The sequence below is a fragment of the Arenibacter lacus genome (assembly GCF_008711145.1).
GTDB classification, from domain to species: Bacteria; Bacteroidota; Bacteroidia; order Flavobacteriales; family Flavobacteriaceae; genus Arenibacter; species Arenibacter amylolyticus.
In genome coordinates, this window is the sequence record NZ_VVIN01000052.1 from 1 (window position 1) to 20,225 (window position 20,225).

The following is a 20,225-nucleotide window of genomic DNA, read 5'->3' on the forward strand; positions in this document are numbered from 1 at the left end:
ACAGGCCAGTTTCTCCAGAGTGTCAACATCATGCAGATTGAGTTCCTTTATTTGCGATTTACCCATTCCAGCCACAAAAGTAAGGTGGTCATCGCTACGTCTAATAGAAGTACAGTTCTTCCACCATTTGCAGATATCGCAATGGCTGACTGGTTCAGGGTATGTCTCTTCATCACTAGCAATTGCTTCCTCCAAATTTCGCTTTACCACTCGTATATATGCCGCATGTTCATCATAACGATAGTATTCTTTACCTTCAGGTTTTATAACACCCATGTTCTCTGGATTTACACCTTGGATTTGAGCTACGCGCTCTGAATAAAGTCCAATTTGTAAGATTGTCCCAGCCTTGGTTTCATTCGCTAGTTTGGTGTCCCACACCTCATAAGACCATTCTCCTAAATTACTTGGTTTATCAACCTTTTTTAAAAAATCAGCCCATCCGCTCCATTTACCATCTTCTTTCAACCTTGCTTGATAAATAACATCCATACCAGCTTTCATGGCATCTATTGTATGCTTCTCAGCATGGGGATCATCAGTAGTAATTTCTGAAATTAACTTTCCTTGATCCTTAAGCTCTTGTAGGTGATTCTCTTCAAATTCAACTCCTTTCTCTCTAAGTAAGACTAGTGCACGGTTGGTGAATTCCTCTGGGCCATCGATTTCGCCCCATGCATGCTGTTTATTGAGCTGGGTAAGATGTTTGCAACTAAGATGAGAAGATAAATCTGAAGGGCTATAAATAATTTGGTTGTTTTTGGATTTCATAAAAAAATGAAGAAAGATGGTTGTGTTGATTAATAATGGTTATTTGAGCGTAGTTGCTTGCAACTTTTGTAATGTTTCTGGAAAAATTAAAACACTGGCAAACCCTCTTTTTTTAAATGGAGAGATGGTCTTGTTGATATACTTGTTTCTTTCTGAATCCTCCGCAACTATACCTTCGAAGCCATATCCTAAATAGGTCTGTCCATATTTTTTTGCTCCAGGATTATAGCCACGTACTTTGGAATACCATTTTACAACTTTAAACACCTCTACTATTAGACCTCTGTATTCACTTAAAACGTATTGGATCTGTTTTCTCCTGCGTTCTTTAATATCCCAAATTTCTTTTGTGGCATCATAAATTGTATTTTCACTGGACCCTCTTTTATAAGTCCTATTAATATTGATAATTACACAATTAGTTCCAATTTCAAAAAGGGTTTCTGCATTGTAAAGCCTAATTATTTCATCTGTAGTCATTAAGCCCTTTTCAATGGAGTTAACGCCACCCTGTATGTTACCGCGCACGTAATATTTAAACTTCGGAATGAATTTAAAGGTATCTATAAGAGCCGTTTCTACTTCAAAAGCATTATTTTCTGTTAGCCCATGTCTAACTATTAGGTGCTTAACTTGATTATTTTCAGATAATATTCGTCTGATTTCTTCATATTTATGACTAGATGATTCCTCCTCTTCTAAAGCGCATTTCACGTGATTGAAGACCCTGTTTCCTGTACCCTTACCTACATAGAACGGTTCATCTGTTTTGGGGTCTATTAATAAATAGACATAGTACTTTAATTGTTCTATGGTTTTTACATCAAACATATACTTCGCTTTTAATTTTTAGTCCAACTGTCAAATTTTTATAAATTCCCTGTAGCCTATTTTTAATTTGGCAAATCATAAATATAGTCAATACTTAGAACGGTACCCCCAAGAGTCTATATTACTTACAGGTGTTGAGTCATTACCACTTCCTTTTAAACTTTTAATGAGAAAAGGCTATGTTAGTTTATTGGAATGCAACAAACGTTAAGATACTTTATTGAACCATCGTATATTTACCCGAATTAAATAGTCGTCCATGCCGGTATCACCTAGGAGGATGTAATCCTTCGGCTGAGCTGTGGACAGGCTTTCGAACCATTAGTATTAACTATGCGCGGAATTTGTAACGGTTCGTTTTGTGCCACAGTTCTCTTGCCATGGGTTCTATAGGCTTTCCAAATACTCCCATTCTGCATCCTCATAAAACAGTTCTGTTTTGTCCTTAAATACGATGCCTAAAGTTTTTACCTCTAATCCTTCCATTAAAAAGTCGTTTTTTACCTTTTTATTGGCCGCCTCCTCACCAAGTTCATCTTGCAATTCCTGGCTTGCCTTTGTTGGCACCTTGGTATACATGAAATTGGCGACATCATTATATTTTTCAGTGGTCATCACTTCTACTTCCCCTTTAAAATCCCCAGCAACTTCATCCGTTAGTTTTGTCTTCTCATCAAAAAACTTTGAGTCGTACTTATTGATGTATTTGTAATTTAAAATGATATAGAGGACTTCTTTGTCGAACTCATTATGGAACTTTAAATTCATGGACAAATATCCCGTGTACTTGTCCAGGGAAATTGTGTTTGCCGCTACAAGCTCCGTAAAGTTTTCTAGTTTTTCATTGTTCCTTTTTGCCGATAGTTTTGCGTTTCGAATAGAATCATAGGCTACGGACAAATCGGCTATCTCTTCTTTAAAAGTCGGTATTACGGAGGCGTCTATTTTTTGTCTCATCGCCTTTCCCATGGTTTTTCCCATTTCAAGGAAGCCAAGACTTTCCTTTAAATGATCGGTAATATAAGCGCTCTTTTCGGGGGTATACTCAGAATTTTTGGAGATTTCTTCCTTTACCTTATCAAAATCCTCTAGGTTCATTGGCTTGTTCATTACGTTGCTGCAACTTGCTACTAGTAGTGAGGTGATTGCAATAACTATTTTAGTAAAATGTAATGTGGTCTTCATAATTATTGTAATTGTTTTTTAAAAATTTTATATTAACTAGATGTTTAATTTGGGAATGAATTTTCCTCTATCTAACCTTATTCGTTTACCTGCCCTGCAGGGTGTAATTTCATCCGATTTCAAAGGAGTAAAATCATGATTTAGTAAAACCCATCGATTCAAAAGCTACCTAGGGCACTAATGAGCATCATGGAGTGGGCTATTTCAAACGCAATCTCAACGAGCTTCTAGGACCTTGGATTCTTTTATCCATACTTCGCGTACTATCTGTATGGAATTGCCCTTCTTTGCTGGAGCACATTCTTTCTTGGGCTTTCGGATTGCAACTATCCAAGACCTTGTGGTGCCTGGAAATTGATAAACCATTACATGGCATTTTGGGTTCCTTTACTCCCTCCCCTTGATAATTATCTATAGTATCATTTTTCATGTTTATAAGGGGTTCCACTTCAAATTTGAAGGTCTTGGCGAGGTCCGTCCCTTCCCTATTGATCAGCTTGAACCCAGTAGGAATACTACTCATAACAGTATTGTGTACGTGCAGATCCTCAGCAGCCCTTTTTGAAATCCTGAACAATTCTTGGGCTTTCAAATAGGCAGCTGAATCGGATTTTGCACGGAGTTCCATGGACCTTTGTTCCCGTACTAATACGCCTTTTAGGAAATGTACATCGCTATGCAGCTCTATGTAATAGTATTTTTTGCTACAGGAAATCATAAGGACCACGATCGCAATACATAAAATTATCCTCGTCATAGGTCTGTATTTTGTTATTGGATCTATTTGCCAATGAATACCTCTTATAGTATGACAACCAAAGGGTGAGGACTTACAGCAAGTTAAGGGTAGCCATCTCTTCGGTGTCCAGGCCTAGTTGTCTTGCGATCCTACGGTTATAGGTTTTAATGGCCCCATTTAAGGTAAACAGCCTTATAAAGGTCCAAAACCCCAGTCCACCCAGGGTACAATAGAATAAGATTTGAAGCCCCATTTTATCTAGGGATCCATAAGACCATCCTAGAAAAAGGAATAATAACCAAATGGAAGTTGGTTTCGCTCTTCGAATTTCATAAATCACTAATTTGTTGGTATCCATAATATATATAATTTATTAATTCCTACTCGTTTGGCTTTTCGGAGGACGCCCCGTTTTTTATAGTGGTTGCTAGCCTCCACTTTGTATGATTTGGTTCTTAGCACCTACATCCCTGATAAGATTTAGAATGTGCTTTGGCACAATTATTCAGAAACAATAATTGGAGTGAGCTTTTCTTTTAGGGTTTCGTACTCTTCCTTGGCAATTATGCCTAGGTCTAATAGATCCTTGGATTCTTTTAATTTGGCGATGGCCTCCTCCCTGGTCAAGGGTGCATTGATGCTTTTAATTTCCCCGGCGAGGACAGATTTCTCATAGTCCGTTACGGATAGGTATTTATTGATTCCAAAGGCCCTTCCATTGGGTTCTCCAAGAAGAATGGTCAGTTGTAAGGGTTTCTTTCTACTTCCCTTGTGGAAGACAGACATTTCGGCGATCACCACTATTTCCCCTTGCATTTCCGCCCCTGCGTTGTTCGGTGTCTCTCCGGCCATAGCCGCCATGATGTTGCCAAAACCAGCTGGTTTACCCATGATAATGGTCTGGAAATTGCTCTTGGTTTTAGAACGTGCTTTGGCGGCTCCAACCCGGTACCCGCCGGCTACAGCGGTTGTAGCGGTTATGCTTCCCGATGGGAATCCTATCACCAGGGTGTCGCCCACCTTTAGTACCGACCCGTCCGCAGCGGTATATTTTAATATTTTGGTGTTGTTCCGGATTTTTTCGAATACTGCCGCATTCTGGGTGTCTTCGAAGGTCAATTCATCGAGTTGTTTTTGCGCCATTACGCTGGTGGCGGTGATAGAAAGAATTGCAATTACTAGTTTTTTCATAGTAGGCTTAATTTATATTAGGATTTTAAATTGAGTACAGATGCATTGGTCCCATCTAGGGAAGGAGTTCCTATAGTAGTATTACCTTACGCTAGGTAAGTTGTTATAGAGGGTAGGTAAATGAAGGGTTGAGTGATTAAAAAATGTTTCATAGTTACAGTGTTTAAGATGATTACTGCAAATATGAACCTGTTGCGTGCACTCTATCTGCACCCAATCGGAATAATTGAAATTTAGGGGATTTGGTAGGCTACCTATCTAGGAAAGGAAGGTAGCCTAGGAACGGAAGAATCAAAGATAATTCTATACCATCAATAGCTAAGGGCTGAATTTTGGATATGCTCAGCCCCTTCTAAGTTTTTAATAAGTTTCTTTAGTGGATAGTGCTTAAAAGAATACTATGCCTCCTGTTGATGGGTATTGAAATCGGCCACAATCTTAAAAATGATGTCTGCCTGTTGCTCGTTAAAGACCCCATCTATTCCCATATTGTGGTAGTTTTTAAAGGGGGAATCGTATAATTTGGTAGGATCTATTTTTCCGTTCTTAGTAAGAAATAGTTTTATGGTATCCAGGAACTGTATCTGGACCGCATTCAATTTATAGTCATTGATAAATTGCGAGAAGGCTTCGTCTACTTTTTCTGCGCTCAAGCCCATTAGGGCAATGACGAATTGGACTAAATTAAACTCCTTGCCCAGCTCTTTTTCAATGGATTCCTTGCTTAGTTTATCCGTGAATAAAATTCGTTCCAGGGCCTGTAATTCTTCCTTGGTAATTTGCTCTCCCTTCCGTATCCTTTCCACAGTAACATGGTCCTTGTTTTCCCTTATCAACTCTTCCAAGCGGTGCAGGTTGTTCTGGAAGGGTGAAGGATAGGATTCTTGTGGCTCGCTAGCCATATCACGGATAACCACCTTATCTTCCAAAATGGCATCCTCAAAATCGGTGGTAACATACCTTTGATCCACGGGATCTATATATTTTACCAATTCCCGGACTCCTTTTCGCAATTTTTCCAAATGGGCAATGCCATCTATCTTCCAGAAGGATTCCTCTAGTGGTAGTTTAATCAAAGATTCCTTGGATTTTACGGCCGGAATAGTCGTTTTTTTCAAAAGTTTTTTAGAAGTGCCGGCTACTTTGGTGATGGGCACCACCAAATCGTTTACAAAAGCCTCGCTATTGGGCGTTTCCAGTCTTTTGGCAATGAGGGAATAGAGGATTTTATCATAGTAGCGTGCCAAGTCCGAATCCCCTTTTTTGGGCTTCACTAAAGGCGCTAGTTCGTCTTCGATCCGTTTACAGTCTTTTTTTGACAAATGGTTCCATACTTCCCTGTTTTTATTGCCAAATTCATGTACGATCTGCAATTTCATCTTCACATCGAACCTAGTAATATCCAATGACGCGACCTCCCCATGTAGTCCATCCAATAATTCTTGGCGGTAGTCTTGCAAATCCATCTGGTCCTTAAACTGTTCGCTTTTTAGGTATTGGGCCAACTGCAAGCGTAGGCCGAAAAGGATTTCGGTTAAACTTTTCTGTGCAGTGGTTTCGATGCCTTCGGGATTTTCATCAAAAAATTCAAAATTCTGACATAGATCGAATATGAGGAAATGGGTCTTATCTTTTCCGACGCCAAAAAGATCGGGTCGGAGTCGTGTGCCGCGACCGATCATTTGCCAAAACTTGGTATAGGATTTTACAGGTTTGTAAAATACTAGATTCACACAGCTAGGGGCGTCTATCCCCGTATCCATCATGTCTATGGAGATCGCGATCTGGGGCAAACGGTCTTTTTCCTCATCACAGAACCTATTGATGAATTCCTTTGATTTGGGTTCGCTATGGGCAATGACTTTCACATAATCGTTCCCATACCTTTCTTTGTCCAGTTCCAGGAACATCTCCTTTAGGAAATGCGCATGTTTTTTATTCTTGGCGAAAATAATGGTCTTCCCCAACTCGTCCCCGCCTCGTTTTTTAATCCCGTGCGTTTCCAGGTATCGCAAGGTTTCAATGGTGGTTGGCTTGTTGAACAGCCAGTCGTTTAACTCACTGGAGGAAATCCATTCGTTTCCGGTAGCCTCCTCACCATCCAATATTTCCTCTTCAAAGGCTTCCTTTTCTTCTTCGGACAGATCTTGGTATTTTATCCCTTCCCGTAGGAATTTAGTAGGTACGGCTATGGATCTGTAGGGAACCAAATGCTTGTTTCTTACCGCTTCCTCATAGGTATAGGCATCGGTAGGGGACTTGTCTGGCAATCCAAAAACGTGATAGGTGTTCTTGTCTATATTATTTTTTGGGGTGGCCGTAAGTCCTAAAAACAAGGCATCAAAGTACTCAAAAATAGCTTGGTATTTCTTATAGATGGAACGGTGTGCTTCATCCACAATGACCAGATCAAAATGGCCTACCCCATAAAACCTCCCTTCGTCCAAGCGGCTTCCATCTATAAGCCCCATCATGGTTTTGTAGGTAGAGAACGCAATCCTGGCATCGGGGTTGTCCTTTTCTTCCAGAAGATTTACACTGGCATGCTGTGGCAAGAATTTAACAAAGTTCCGCTTGGCCTGTTCCACCAGGCTTATCCTGTCGGCCAAAAACAAGATGCGTTTGGCCCAGTTGCACTCCAACATCAATTTAGAAAAGGCGATGGACGTCCGTGTTTTTCCCGTCCCGGTTGCCAAAACCAATAAAGCCCCTCTATTGGTCCCAATAAGTTTTCCTGTACTTTTATCGTACCCGGAAAAGTGTTCCGCAATACTCTTTATGGAGCGCATCTGATAGGTACGTCCGGCTATATCGGTGTCTATAGGGGCGGTACGGATATCCTTACGGTGTTTACGGCGGAACATGAGAGTTTGTAATTCTGCCTTGGTATAAAATCCGTGTACCGGTCTTGCCTGTTTATAAAACTGATCGTCCCAGAGATAGGTCTCATAACCATTACTGTAGTACATTACCGGACGTCTACCGTGCATTTTTTCCAGGGCATCTGCATAGAGCTGTGCTTGGTTTTCGCCTTTGGAAGCACTTTCCAAGGTCTTTTTAGCTTCTACCAATGCCAATGGCAGCCCATCATCGTCCCAGAGCGCATAATCTACATAGCCAGTTTCGCTACGGTTGGTAGCCTTGGGCATATGGTTCACCTTGTATTCCTTGTCATTTACCCCAGACAAATCCCAGCCAGCCTCACGTAGGGCCACGTCTATAAGGTATTTACGGGTTTCTGCCTCATTCCTTGGATGCTGTACCTCGTCCTGAGTATTGGCTTTTACCTTATTGGCTTCAATTTGTGCCTGTAAGGCTTCTATTTGTTGTTGGAAGAGTTGGTTCTTTTCCGCAAGTTTGAGTCGTTCTTCCTCTTTTTCCTTTAGCTGCTCTTGGTGCTTGCTTAATTCTTTATCCAGTTTTTGCTGCAGCTGTTCAATTTGCCTTTTAGAAAGCGTATGCGCCCCTGTTCTAGGGATGTAATCAAAATTAAAAATACCAATGGTCCCTAGGGGTTCCTGACTGTACGATTTTGCAAACCATTTGGCAAAATAGAAAAGGGCGTCAATGGATTTGTGGGAGTCCACATCATTCACAACTTTGTTGTGGGCGGCCAGGTTCCCCGCTTTTCTTATGATATGGAGCTCGTTGTATAGTTTATGGTTGAATTGAGCCTTAAACTCATGGTTCATCATCAAGCTGTTTAAGCTTGTGTCATACGGCTTTTCCAATTCTGCATCATGGGCGTACATCCAGTTGATGGCTTCTTCCAAAGCCATGCGACTGTACAACAAAGAGGTGCGGGGATCCGTAATCACCAATTGTTCTGCCTTGGATGCTCTATCGAAGAAGGTAGAAAACTCCTCTTCTAGAAATTGAAAGTTGGTATTCATAAACTAAGGTAATAAAAGACTAAATATACGGTATTTATAAGAATTTAGTAATTTGTTTCCTACTATAGCAGACAAGATGTAGTCCCGCGCCCATTCAGCTATGAAAAATGTTTAAGCAGCCTTCCCAGGGTATTAGGTGCGGGTAGCTGACTCATGACCTCCTACTAAGGATCAAATACGGGTCTTTATGACAAAGAATGGTGCCCCCTTATATCCAATCTTTGCCATTAACAATGGGTTTTATCTTTAATTTTAGCTTTTCTTTTTATATGAAGAAGATAACTTCTTTTTTGTTTCAATTTTATTAAGGGATTTAACCATTAAAACATGAAAGTTTGACCAGACCTTTCTGGACTGTCTTTTGATTTGATCTCCTTGATTGAAATGCCTGAAAGCATCATTAGCCTTATTTACATAGCTTAGATAATTACCCCAATCATAGCGAAAACTTTCTTTGAACTTATTAGGGTTTAGAGGATCTGGCGTATATAGCTTTCGTCGCTTTGCTCCTTTATAAGTGAACCTTTTATATAGCGCGCTTTTATGGATTTCATCATCAGTGCTTTTAGAGTTAATGGCTAGGGATGTTGATCGTTTGAAAGATCGCTTCATTGCTCTATAGAATTTTGAATAGCCAGCCGTTTTTAAAATTGCTCTTTGTCCATTATACTCAAAACCTAAGTATTCTAATGTTTTGTTGGTTTTTTCCCCTGTTAGTTCGTCGACTTCATATCCTTTTAACTTACCGTTGACCTCCTTAAACTGGTACACCTTTGTTTTGTCCCGATGTATTTCTAGTTTTACTTTATCGTATACCAATGTGCGCAGACGTTTTATGGCTTCTTCTTGAAATTCCCTCGGGACAACAATAATTAAATCGTCGCTATACCTCTGATAAAATCCTTTTACATTATCACTATCTATAAAATCTTGAACTTCTTGATCAAAATCTATCATATAGATATTTGCTAATGTTGCACTAAGCGCAGTTCCTTGCGGAATTCCTTCTGTCCTTGTGGATTTTGTAATTAAGTTTAAACTGTTTTTGAAAAAATCAGTTTTATCGCAATAGGCAATGGCGTTATTATCTTTTAAATATCGTTTGTGCTTAATACTTTTTTGTCGCTTTTGGGATTTTTTTGGATCGTTCTCTTTGAATGTTTTAACCCATATCCTGTCCTTATAATTTCTAAATAGTAAGTCCTCATTTACATATCTCATATTGATTAGAGACTTGTACACTCTGTAATGATCTTTAGGTAACGTTGTTGAACCATCCCAAACTGATGCCCATTTTTGTTTAAGAATTTTGTGATCTAAACTATCAAAAAAATTGGTGACATCTGCGACTATAACAGTAAGCTCTTTGTCTTGATTTCTCTTTATAAACTTAAAGGCTTCTAAAGCAAAATCTATATTGCACTTGTTCTTGCCTTCAATTCCAAGTTTTCGATAGGCTACTATAGATTTATCGAAACTTTTAGTTTTGAGTAACTGTGTATATTTTTCTGAAAGCAAATAACTGTAATAGGAATAAATCTGAGCATCGAAATGACTAGCAAAATATATTTCTCTTGCTTTTGGTCTTATTGCTTTAACACGCGTTCGTTTTTTGCTTTTATTGAGTACACCCTCTGTGTTTGCTCTAAATTTTCTTTGATAAATGGTACGGTGTAAAAAAGGAAGAAAACTATGTTTTGCGATTACATCAGGGTTTGTTATATAGTTCTCCAAATACGAAATATCCTTAGATTCTAAGGGGAAACCAATATGAGGATATTTTTTCAGTTTAATCCAAGGATGATCTTTCATATTAGTTTTAAAATTAAGGGCCAAGATTTACTAGTAGCAGGCTTATGATTGAACAGTGCTCTTTCGACATTTTCACCACTTCTGGTTACGATGTCGCTACTCTTTTCAGGTATAAATATTGCTATCTTTGTATTAACTGTCATAAACATAACAGCTCAAATAATGAACAACATCTTACTTAACCATATAACAAGCTTGCTGCTTGCCATAGTGTCCTTAGTTGCACAAATAAATGTGTCATCTTTAGACTTTGGTATAAGTACCTCACTTGGCGTATATCCCAAGTGATAGTAATCGTGCTAAACGTTCTTCTCGGCCATCTTGACCCTATTTTAGTATTCTTTATATTAAATCTGATTCTCCGCAAACACACCTAATATTTTTAGTATATTAGCGCTCAAAAAGCAGGGATTATGAACATATTCAGTTTTACGGCTCATTTCGGCTGAGGGTAAAAGAACTTTCCGCTAAGCGATAGACTGTATGTAAACACAGTATTGCAAGGACGCGGAACATGCCTCATGTGGCGGCCAGGACGGCCAGCCGGGATCGGGATACTGGTCGTTACCAGAGCCACCGACCCGAGCAAACCCTTCTCTATCAGATCGTTGACGAGTATTACCCGGCATTCGCTGCGCTTATGGCAGAGCAGGGAAAGGAATTGCCGGGCTATGTGCAACGGGAATTTGAAGAATTTCTCCAATGCGGGCGGCTGGAGCATGGCTTTCTACGGGTTCGCTGCGAGTCTTGCCACGCCGAGCACCTGGTCGCTTTCAGCTGTAAGCGTCGCGGTTTCTGCCCGAGCTGTGGGGCGCGGCGGATGGCCGAAAGTGCCGCCTTGCTGGTTGATGAAGTACTGCCTGAACAACCCATGCGTCAGTGGGTGTTGAGCTTCCCGTTTCAGCTGCGTTTCCTGTTTGCCAGCCGGCCCGAGATCATGGGGTGGGTGCTGGGCATCGTTTACCGCGTCATTGCCACGCACCTGGTCAAGAAAGCGGGCCATACCCACCAAGTGGCCAAGACGGGCGCGGTCACCCTGATCCAGCGTTTTGGATCGGCGCTCAATCTGAATGTTCACTTCCACATGCTGTTTCTCGACGGTGTGTATGTCGAGCAATCCCACGGCTCAGCGCGTTTCCGCTGGGTCAAGGCGCCGACCAGCCCAGAGCTCACCCAGCTGACGCACACCATCGCCCACCGGGTGGGTCGCTATCTGGAACGGCAAGGCCTGCTGGAACGGGATGTCGAAAACAGCTATCTGGCCTCGGATGCGGTGGATGACGACCCGATGACACCCCTGCTGGGGCACTCGATCACTTACCGTATCGCTGTCGGTTCACAGGCGGGGCGAAAGGTGTTCACTTTGCAAACTCTGCCGACCAGTGGTGATCCGTTCGGTGACGGGATTGGCAAGGTAGCCGGGTCCAGCCTGCACGCCGGCGTGGCGGCCAGGGCCGATGAACGCAAGAAGCTCGAACGGCTGTGCCGGTACATCAGCCGCCCGGCGGTATCCGAGAAGCGGCTGTCGTTAACACGAGGCGGCAACGTGCGCTACCAGCTCAAGACGCCGTACCGGGACGGCACCACGCACGTCATTTTCGAACCATTGGATTTCATTGCAAGGCTGGCCGCCCTGGTACCGAAGCCCAGAGTCAACCTAACCCGCTTCCACGGGGTGTTCGCACCCAACAGTCGGCACCGGGCGTTGGTCACGCCGGCAAAACGGGGCAGGGGCAACAAGGTCAGGGTGGCTGATGAACCGGCAACACCAGCACAACGGCGAGCGTCGATGACATGGGCGCAACGGCTCAAGCGTGTTTTCAATATCGACATCGAGACCTGCAGCGGCTGCGGCGGCGCCATGAAAGTCATCGCCTGCATTGAAGACCCTATAGTGATCAAGCAGATCCTTGATCACCTGAAGCACAAAGCCGAAACCAGCGGGACCAGGGCGTTACCCGAAAGCCGGGCGCCACCGGCTGAGCTGCTCCTGGGTCTGTTTGACTGACGAGCCTGAAGGCCAACGATACCAATCAAAATGCTGCGTTCACAGCGCCGCGGCAGGGATCCGCCGTGCTGGTTGTCGGAAAAGGAGCCGCTAGTGGGAAAGAGGAGGGTAAATTTTCAGCGTTGCTGGCTCCCCGTCAGCCGGATTGGGTTGCATCGCAGGGGTGTCGAAAGAGTCAACTGCGGTCCAAAGCTGTTGGACTTGGGTGAAAAGGGCGTTTATTCTTCCTATACGTTGTCGGCAGCGGGCCAAAAAGGAATACGTCCATGCCCATCGAGGTGAAACCGGCTGTGAGCGCGGGTTCAAGCATATAGCCCGACAGGCGCGTATCCTTGCCGATCACGACACGATGGCGGTGGTCACCGCGACGAAAGACACGGCCAGCCGCCATGCCGACGCGCAAGGCGGTTTCCGCCGTCATCGCGCCTTCGTTGGCTTTGCCACGAATACCGTCTGTGCCGAAATATTTGCGCACCATAAGGTCGATTATCCTGTCGTCGGGTCGCCCTCAAAGGGGACATGCCTGCTGAACCGCGAATATAGAGAAATATCCCGAATGTGCAGTTAACGAATTCTTGCGGTTTCTTTCAGCGCCGCCAATACCGCCAGCCCGTCGCGCAAGGGGCGCGGCTCGTGTGTGCGGATGAAGTCAGCTCCACCTGCGGCGGCGGCAAGCTCTGCAGCGAGTGTCGCGGCCCCGACATCCCCCGGACCACGGCCTGTGAGCGCGCGCAGAAAGGATTTGCGCGAAACAGACAGAAGCACCGGCAAATCGAAGCGCAGCCGCAATTCATCGAACCGCGCCAGCACCGAGAGCGAGGTTTCGGGAGCAGCCCCCAGAAAAAACCCCATGCCGGGATCAAGGACAAGGCGGTTGCGTTTGATACCGGCACCCGTCAGCGCCGCGATGCGCGCGTCAAAGAACGCCGCAATGTGATCCATGATGTCGCCAGCGGGTGCCTCGCGCCGATCTGCCTGCCCGTCTTGCACCGAATGCATAACGACGAGTTTGGCAGATGATTTCGCCAATTGCGGATAGAACGCAGCGTCTGGAAAACCGCGAATATCATTGAGATAGGCCACACCACGCGACAAGGCATAGGCTTGCGTCGCGGGTTGATAACTGTCGAGCGAGACGGGAATGCCATCTGCCTTGAGCGCGTCCAGCACCGGCGCGATACGCGCGATTTCTGTGTCGGACGAAACAGGCGCGGCGTCGGGATTGCTGGATGCCGGACCGAGGTCGATCACATCTGCCCCCTCGGCCATCAGCTTACGCGCCTGCGCAATGGCTGCGTCTGGCGCCAGATACCGGCCTCCATCGGAGAAACTGTCCGAGGTTATGTTGACGATGCCGAAAATGATGAGCGATTTATTCATGGGGGCTTCTATAATAATACCTAAAATCCGCAGGTAGTTAATTAGGATGTTTAAAGATTCTGATTATCCGTTTATGCACCTGTTATATTCGCAATTACTAGTCTGTCAAAGAGTTTGTCTCCAAAATACCGTCTGTTTAATTTGTAAATAAACTCGTTGAGATACAACTGTAAGTATTTCCTTTTGATTTTATGGTAGTTGCCCAGCAATGTCCGTTTTGCATTACTGATTGCGATATGCACCCATTTGAGTGTTTCCTTGGTGGTTTTGGCGTCTGATTTCTCGGTGACGTGCAATTCCACCAGATCGGAGATGTCAACGTAAGAAGTGCTTTTGTCCGAAAATACGATGGCATCATCCTCCATGCAGTCCCTGACCACGCCGTTGATTCCTTCACTTTGATGGCTATCCAGTACCCTGGCCTTGAAATAACGCACATGCTTCTCCTTTTTGCCCGTTTCGATATCTTCCAACGGGGTGCTTTCGGCCATCACCGCAACGTTCTGCTTTCCCTCGGCTCCCCGGCCACGTGTACCCTTGCCTCGCTCGATTTCCTTACTGGCCACCGAAAAGTAACCCTCATCCAGTTCTATCATCCCTTCCAGTGTATACCTTGCATCCCGGTTGCCCATCGCCCTGCGGAGTTTGTGTACCATCGCCCATACCGGTTCGTAACGCTTCAATCCTAATTGCTTCTGGAGTTCGTTGGTGGAGAATCCCTTTTTTGTGCAACTCATCAGGAACATCGTTTTGTACCACACCAGAAACGGCAGCTTGGAGCTCTCCATGATCGTACCGCTGCGCAACGAGGTGCGGAAACGGCAACCTTTGCATTCATAACTCCATTTACCCTGTAACCAATAATGGGAAGTGCCCCCGCATCGCTTGCAGACAACCCCTTCCTTATCACGCTGCTCCTTGAAATGCAAACGACAATCTTCCTCCGAACCGAAATGAGCCGTAAAACTGAATATGTTCATAATCCCTGCTTTTTGAGCGCTAATATACTAAAAATATTAGGTGTGTTTGCGGAGAATCAGATATTAAATTTATATTTTATCCGATTAATACTTATCCTGACCCTTTTTTAAACAAGGAGCAAGAGGGGCGCCACTGACTGAACCCAATTTCTAAAACCGGTTAAGCCTAATCAGGGACGTACAAGTTCATCATTGATCATTGCTAACTGTTTATTGTTCATTGTATTTCCCCCTTAAACGCCTTTTGCAACAAACAATTAAACAAATCCTCACTTTCCTTAAGCTCTTGCTTGGCCAATTCCTTTTGTTGCTCAATTAAAGCGATTTTGTCGGCGAATTGGTTCTGGAGGTCGATGGGAGGGTTTATTATTTTAAGACCTAAAAACTTTTTTTGTGAAATGTTTTTCATACTTCCACTAGTTCCTGTAGCAACTCTACTTATGCTTTTCATAAACGAGTGTTGACTAATTGCATTCGACAACCATAAAACCGAATGGTCAACATCTGATTTAACAGATTGCCACAAACGATCTGGAAGAAATAAATGATTATAATCTTTATCAACATATGCAGATTTTCCGACGAGCTCTTCTGTATTCATTCGACTAATAATAATTGAATCTTTTTTGGGATTTAATTTAGCTTTATCAATTTCATTTTCTCGAATAACTTTAGCTTCACGAATATCAAAGACTCCATTATAAACACAACTTGTTTTTAGTATACCAGTTTCTCCTTTGATATAATTGTCATTAGTTGAATTAACAGATTTACCTGATTCTAGCTTTTCGATAAAATAATTAATATTTACAATTTCAAAACCTTTTGGATTATGATAAGGATCCCCAAACATCTCCAAGAAGATACTTTGCGCCAGGGCGTCGTATTCTTTCAGGAGTTGGGCGGTTTTATCGCGTAGGGCCGCCGCATCATCCAAAATTTTAGCGATGCGTTGTTGGGTGGCAAGGGGGGGGAGGGGGATTTTTACACCTAGAATTTCCTTTTTTCCTATATTAATTTGTAAACCACCACCAGCGAACATCTTATAATAGTTTCGGTGTATTGGGTGATTCAAAATATATCTTAAGTAATTTTTGTCAGCCTTTGAGGAATCCTTAACTACTAATTTACCTGCACGTTGATTTAACAACCAAGTAATACCACCAGTCTCAACTATTGTTGGTATTCCTAATATTTTAGGATCATTTGCAAGATCAGTCATTGCAATGACCAAATCACCATCATTAATAATATAATTTGAGAACTTTTCTTGAAAACTATCAGGTAAATATCTTAAATTATAACCATTATCAAAAGTTCCTCCTGGTCTAATATTACTCATTCTTAAACTAACAGTTCCAGAATTTTCAATATAGTCCTGAGACCGAAATGCATACCCATTTTGTAAATCACAAACTGTCCCTAATTCTTCCAAACTCATTTAACCAACATTTAATTTTGACAATAAATTCATTCTTTCTTCAGAAAGTTTATTAATTCTTTCAACTATAATATTGGGCGCATCGTATTCCACTTCCTCGTATACGATTTCCTTATAGCGGTTAATGCTCAGGTCCCAGTCGTTTTCTTGTATCTCCTCAAACGGCACCAAAAAGCTTTGTTCGGTACGAGCCCGTTGGTCCTTGGCGCGTTCGGGATAGCGTTTTATAATGTCGGGTAGGTTAAAATTCTCGTGCAGGGCTTTTTGTTCCGCTTCGGTAAGGGCCTCGGCGCCTTCGCCAAAACTAAAGGCCTCAAAAAGCTCCGGGTCTACCAATAGGTTTCGCTTGTCGTCCAAACTTTTTCCATCCGCCAGCATATCGTAGAACCACACCTTATCCGTTCCGCCCGAGCCTGTTTTGGTAAAGATGATAATGGCGGTACTGACTCCGGCATAGGGCTTAAAGACCCCGGAAGGCATGGAGATCACCGCTTCCAGCTTATTATTGGCCACTATCTCCTGCCGGATGCTTTTATGAGCCTTGCCACTACCGAACAACACCCCGTCCGGAACAATAACGGCTGCACGGCCACCAGTCTTTAATTGACGCAGGATCAAGGCCAAAAACAACAATTCCGTTTTAGTGGTTTTGGTAACGTTCTGTAATCCGGGTGCAATACTCTCCTTGTCTATAGTGCCTTTAAAGGGCGGATTGGCCAATACTAAGGAATAGGCGTCCGAAACGGTATTGTCCTTGCTCACCGCATCTACATCCACAATATTGGGTTCCTCTACTCCGTGCAGGTATAGGTTCATGGAAGCAATACGCAGCATAGTAGCATCAAACTCGGTTCCATTGAACATGGTTTTATTAATATGGTCGCTGTATTTGTCCAGCTCCGTAAGCTCGGTGTGCTTATCTATATATTCCTTGGCGGCTACCAAGAAGCCGGCAGTTCCTGCGGAGGGGTCGCAGATGGTGTCTTCCAGCGTAGGTTTCATAAGTTCTACCATCAGCTTAATGATATGGCGCGGTGTTCTAAACTGACCGGCCGTACCCCCGCCTTCCAATTTAGAGAGTAAATACTCATAGATATCGCCCTTGGTGTCCTGGTTGGTCATATCTATACGTTCCAATTTTTCCATCACCTGATCCAATACCACTGGTTTTGAAATACCAAAGGAAGCGCCTTGCATATAGGTGCTGAACAAACTTTTCTCCTTTCCTAAAGAACGAATAAAAGGAAAGATACCATCCACGGTGTTGCTAAATATGTTGTGACGGTCGTTTACGTCCAATTCCTTAAGGTTCTTCCATCGGAAGTTTTGCTGTTTCTCCCCAAAGATGGGGGTGTAAGTAAAACCGCGCCTGGCCTTTCGCTCGTTACGGGTTTCGGTCTCGTCCAAATCCTTAATGAAAATAAGGTAGGTGAGTTGTTCTACAATAGTAATGGTATTGGAGATCCCCCCAGTCCAGAAGGTATTCCATATCTGGTCTATCTGCGATTTTAATTCTCCTGTAATCATATAATACTCGTTATTTTAATGCGATGGTAAATATATAGGTTTTGTGTGCATTAGAAGTGCACTATTCAAAATTGTTAAGACTGTGCTGTAATCTAAGCTTAATTTTCTCTTTAAGTTCTGCTGGTTCCAATATTTTCAGTTGTTCTCCAAAAGCTAGTAACTGTTTTTCCAATTCGTGATTGGGGATTACCTGTATAGAAAAGGTAAACCCTTGTTCGTCCTCCACAATAGTACGTTGCGATCCATGAAGGGGTTTGGTCTTTATATAAGGAGCCAGCTTGGGCTCTGCTTGTAGCACAATTCTTGTTTCTTCTTCCCCCACGGATTTGGATACGCCAATGATGTCCTCAAAATACTCGTTAAAATCGATTTCCGTATTTTCAATATAGGGGATGCTGGAGCTTTCAATCTTTACTATCCTGTCCAAGGCCAGATTGGTCAGGCTTTCATAATCACCATTCTTCCCAAACAAGAACCAGCGATTGTTGTATTGCTTTAAATGATAGGGGGAGAAGGTAAGTACAGTGTCCTCCTCACTCTTAAAGCTTTTATAGGTGATGCTTAGGGTCTGTTTGTAGAGGATGGCTTTGAATAAGGGAGCAATATGCTCTAAACCTTCTAAAAACTCGTTGTTTTCAAAACTCATAATTTCCTGGGACTGATTGGATAGTTTAAAAGTCTGATCCAGTTTAGGCAACAATTCGTGGATCCACTCAAATTGAGGGAGTCCCTTAAAGCGCGTTAGAATCAGCATGGCCGACTTTATTTGCTCTGCTTCCAGTTCGTTGATCGGTTCCTTCTTAATGGAAAAATTGGAATCGGCATACCGGTAATACACCCTTCGTCCATTTCTGATTTTTTCTAGGTCTATGGACCAGCCTTGGGAAGATTCCATGAACTTAATATCGTCATAGAGTTGTCTGCGTTGTATGCCATCCGAATCTGGATTGGCTTCGTACAAATCCTTGTTGCACTCCTCCAACAAAGCGCTTATATCATAATTCTTGCCGGGATTGCTAAAACACCTATCCAACGCATGATACCTGATGAGTGCATTTTTAGTAATGGCCATAAATGAAATTGCGGTTGATTAAACCGTTAAAGATACGAAACATAATGAAGGTAGGGGTAGGGATGTGTTGAAGTTTATTACGATATCAAAGGTGGTAGGTTCCATCCATATTAACTGGAAATGGTGGTTTGCGAGGAGCTAATTATTAGATTTACAACTGTCCTATTTTTTTGTGAAGGATACACCTGTAATTATTCTCGTGGAATTTGTGATTGGCTTGGGGTAAGAATCTCTGTTAGGAACTGGTGCTTTTCGTAGAATCCAAAGTTAGGTTGCGTTCTCTCTTATTAATTTTAGAATTTCAGGTATTTCATTCCATTCGTTTACCCAAACTGTCTTTACACCAAAAGAAGAGGAGTCGTTCTCCTCAAAACTTTCATACATTTTTATTACCACATCTAATATATCCTCTACCTCCTCTTTTTTTGAAAAGTCATCGAATTCAATTTTACTAGTTAGGTATAACTTGTTAATTTTTTTCTTGAAAATATAATGATGTTTCCTATTATCACCTTTTTGTTTTAATGCTATATCTAAAAGCCTTCGGATATTTGGGTCGGTCAGCGAACTTCCAATAAATAAACACGTGTTTTCTCTGAATTTATTTATTTGAACAATATTATTCCAACTATAAATATCAGAATACTGCTGATGATAATTATTTTCTCCAAACGTAATTGCGTTTTGTTTATCAAGTTTTTTATTTTGAGGAAGAAAACCGTGAACGTGATATATTGGTAATTCATTATTTCGAACATCCATACCATTGCCATAAATAGATTTGAACGGTATATCCATTTCTATTTTTTCTAACTTGTATTCTAGAATATCATCAAAATTATATGTTATTATGGAGTCCAAATTTGGACTCTTTCCTGGTGCTACACAAAGTTTAACTATTTCTTCTAATAGAGGTGAATTTGTTTCTTTTTTTGCTTTTTCATAGATGACATCTCTTACAATATTTTCAAATGACGAATTGTTATTCTCAAAATAATTCTGAAGATATCGACCAGCGATAAGAGGGTTTGGGGTGAATATTTTATTAAATAAGATCGAATAGAGATTAGATTTTTCATTATCCTTTTCTAATGTATGAATCATCAATTTTTGTAAAAGACTATGCCAAGTTGGAATACCAAAATCCAAAGATATTCCAGCACCTAAAACCAAGACTAATTTGTCATCTTTAAATGCTTTGGTCAAATTTAAAACCGATTGTCTTTTTGAGATTGTTGATTCTAGATTGGTCTCTAGTACCTGGTTTAAATTTTGAATATTGGATTTGTCTATTACCCTTGCTAATTCTTGTAAGCTCTTTTGTATTTGCTCTGAATTGTATAGGATATTTAACCGTTTATTATTTGATGATATGAATTGATTTACAAGTAGATT

The 20,225-nt window shown here is 42.2% G+C and carries 16 protein-coding genes; 1 reads left to right on the top strand and 15 read right to left on the bottom strand.

All coding sequences use genetic code 11. From position 1 onward, the window contains the following. From F1E73_RS13300 to F1E73_RS13335, 8 genes are all read right to left on the bottom strand, one after another. A partial coding sequence (locus F1E73_RS13300) for a TM0106 family RecB-like putative nuclease (RefSeq protein ID WP_150452177.1) occupies positions 1 to 771 on the bottom strand: 771 nt, incomplete at its 3' end. Positions 772 to 810: 39 nt separating this feature from the next. Continuing rightward, entirely contained in the window at positions 811 to 1,602 is a 792-nt protein-coding gene (locus F1E73_RS13305; RefSeq protein WP_150452178.1) for an LEM-3-like GIY-YIG domain-containing protein, read from the bottom strand. Positions 1,603 to 1,989: 387 nt separating this feature from the next. Then, the gene (locus F1E73_RS13310) at positions 1,990 to 2,787 is read right to left on the bottom strand and encodes a hypothetical protein (protein ID WP_150452179.1); all 798 of its coding nucleotides are present in this window, start codon (positions 2,785 to 2,787) and stop codon (positions 1,990 to 1,992) included. A gap of 199 nt (positions 2,788 to 2,986) precedes the next feature. Continuing rightward, positions 2,987 to 3,544 carry a hypothetical protein gene (locus F1E73_RS13315; RefSeq protein ID WP_150452180.1) on the bottom strand — a complete coding sequence of 186 codons (558 nt, stop codon included), beginning with the start codon at positions 3,542 to 3,544 and terminating at the stop codon, positions 2,987 to 2,989. A 73-nt stretch (positions 3,545 to 3,617) separates the two neighbouring features. After that, positions 3,618 to 3,884, bottom strand: a complete 267-nt coding sequence (locus F1E73_RS13320; RefSeq protein WP_150452181.1) for a TM2 domain-containing protein — start codon at positions 3,882 to 3,884, stop codon at positions 3,618 to 3,620. Positions 3,885 to 4,027: 143 nt separating this feature from the next. Then, positions 4,028 to 4,717 (bottom strand): SHOCT domain-containing protein, encoded by a 690-nt coding sequence (locus F1E73_RS13325; protein ID WP_150452182.1) that lies wholly within the window; start codon positions 4,715 to 4,717, stop codon positions 4,028 to 4,030. A gap of 398 nt (positions 4,718 to 5,115) precedes the next feature. After that, a complete protein-coding gene (locus F1E73_RS13330) occupies positions 5,116 to 8,610 on the bottom strand; it encodes a DEAD/DEAH box helicase family protein (protein WP_150452183.1) in 3,495 nt (1,164 codons plus the stop codon). Positions 8,611 to 8,862: 252 nt separating this feature from the next. After that, the gene (locus F1E73_RS13335; RefSeq protein WP_150452184.1) at positions 8,863 to 10,422 is read right to left on the bottom strand and encodes a reverse transcriptase domain-containing protein; all 1,560 of its coding nucleotides are present in this window, start codon (positions 10,420 to 10,422) and stop codon (positions 8,863 to 8,865) included. A 514-nt stretch (positions 10,423 to 10,936) separates the two neighbouring features. On the opposite strand from F1E73_RS13335, the gene F1E73_RS13340 reads away from it, so the two are divergent. Next, positions 10,937 to 12,430, top strand: coding sequence for an IS91-like element ISCR2 family transposase (locus F1E73_RS13340; RefSeq protein WP_001120888.1), 1,494 nt, complete (start codon positions 10,937 to 10,939; stop codon positions 12,428 to 12,430). A gap of 175 nt (positions 12,431 to 12,605) precedes the next feature. Here F1E73_RS13340 and F1E73_RS13350 read toward each other — a convergent pair whose 3' ends face one another. The 7 genes from F1E73_RS13350 to F1E73_RS13380 all read right to left on the bottom strand — a co-directional run bounded on the left by F1E73_RS13350 (position 12,606) and on the right by F1E73_RS13380 (position 19,934). Further along, positions 12,606 to 12,908: a phosphoglucosamine mutase gene (locus tag F1E73_RS13350; RefSeq protein ID WP_000251875.1), complete on the bottom strand. Its 303-nt coding sequence runs from the start codon at positions 12,906 to 12,908 to the stop codon at positions 12,606 to 12,608. Between the two features lie 86 nt (positions 12,909 to 12,994). Next, complete coding sequence (gene sul2, locus F1E73_RS13355) at positions 12,995 to 13,810, bottom strand: sulfonamide-resistant dihydropteroate synthase Sul2 (RefSeq protein WP_001043260.1); 816 nt, start codon at positions 13,808 to 13,810, stop codon at positions 12,995 to 12,997. Positions 13,811 to 13,881: 71 nt separating this feature from the next. Beyond that, the gene (locus tag F1E73_RS13360; protein WP_005807145.1) at positions 13,882 to 14,790 is read right to left on the bottom strand and encodes an IS1595-like element ISBbi1 family transposase; all 909 of its coding nucleotides are present in this window, start codon (positions 14,788 to 14,790) and stop codon (positions 13,882 to 13,884) included. Between the two features lie 217 nt (positions 14,791 to 15,007). Further along, positions 15,008 to 16,231 carry a restriction endonuclease subunit S gene (locus tag F1E73_RS13365; protein ID WP_150452185.1) on the bottom strand — a complete coding sequence of 408 codons (1,224 nt, stop codon included), beginning with the start codon at positions 16,229 to 16,231 and terminating at the stop codon, positions 15,008 to 15,010. Beyond that, positions 16,232 to 17,758: a type I restriction-modification system subunit M gene (locus F1E73_RS13370; RefSeq protein WP_150452186.1), complete on the bottom strand. Its 1,527-nt coding sequence runs from the start codon at positions 17,756 to 17,758 to the stop codon at positions 16,232 to 16,234. A gap of 61 nt (positions 17,759 to 17,819) precedes the next feature. Then, entirely contained in the window at positions 17,820 to 18,830 is a 1,011-nt protein-coding gene (locus F1E73_RS13375) for a helix-turn-helix transcriptional regulator (RefSeq protein WP_150452187.1), read from the bottom strand. A gap of 267 nt (positions 18,831 to 19,097) precedes the next feature. Then, on the bottom strand, positions 19,098 to 19,934 hold the full coding sequence (locus F1E73_RS13380) for an SIR2 family protein (RefSeq protein ID WP_223883431.1): 837 nt from the start codon (positions 19,932 to 19,934) through the stop codon (positions 19,098 to 19,100). Between the last annotated feature and the right edge of the window lie 291 nt (positions 19,935 to 20,225).

Coding starts and splice junctions, on each gene's coding strand:
- F1E73_RS13380 (WP_223883431.1), bottom strand. CDS start 19,934: ATGATTCATACATTAGAAAAGGATAATGAAAAATCTAATCTCTATTCG.
- F1E73_RS13330 (WP_150452183.1), bottom strand. CDS start 8,610: ATGAATACCAACTTTCAATTTCTAGAAGAGGAGTTTTCTACCTTCTTC.
- F1E73_RS13370 (WP_150452186.1), bottom strand. CDS start 17,758: ATGATTACAGGAGAATTAAAATCGCAGATAGACCAGATATGGAATACC.
- F1E73_RS13310 (WP_150452179.1), bottom strand. CDS start 2,787: ATGAAGACCACATTACATTTTACTAAAATAGTTATTGCAATCACCTCA.
- F1E73_RS13360 (WP_005807145.1), bottom strand. CDS start 14,790: ATGAACATATTCAGTTTTACGGCTCATTTCGGTTCGGAGGAAGATTGT.
- F1E73_RS13365 (WP_150452185.1), bottom strand. CDS start 16,231: ATGAGTTTGGAAGAATTAGGGACAGTTTGTGATTTACAAAATGGGTAT.
- F1E73_RS13340 (WP_001120888.1), top strand. CDS start 10,937: ATGCCTCATGTGGCGGCCAGGACGGCCAGCCGGGATCGGGATACTGGT.
- F1E73_RS13325 (WP_150452182.1), bottom strand. CDS start 4,717: ATGAAAAAACTAGTAATTGCAATTCTTTCTATCACCGCCACCAGCGTA.
- sul2 (WP_001043260.1), bottom strand. CDS start 13,810: ATGAATAAATCGCTCATCATTTTCGGCATCGTCAACATAACCTCGGAC.
- F1E73_RS13350 (WP_000251875.1), bottom strand. CDS start 12,908: ATGGTGCGCAAATATTTCGGCACAGACGGTATTCGTGGCAAAGCCAAC.
- F1E73_RS13320 (WP_150452181.1), bottom strand. CDS start 3,884: ATGGATACCAACAAATTAGTGATTTATGAAATTCGAAGAGCGAAACCA.
- F1E73_RS13375 (WP_150452187.1), bottom strand. CDS start 18,830: ATGGCCATTACTAAAAATGCACTCATCAGGTATCATGCGTTGGATAGG.
- F1E73_RS13335 (WP_150452184.1), bottom strand. CDS start 10,422: ATGAAAGATCATCCTTGGATTAAACTGAAAAAATATCCTCATATTGGT.
- F1E73_RS13315 (WP_150452180.1), bottom strand. CDS start 3,544: ATGACGAGGATAATTTTATGTATTGCGATCGTGGTCCTTATGATTTCC.
- F1E73_RS13305 (WP_150452178.1), bottom strand. CDS start 1,602: ATGTTTGATGTAAAAACCATAGAACAATTAAAGTACTATGTCTATTTA.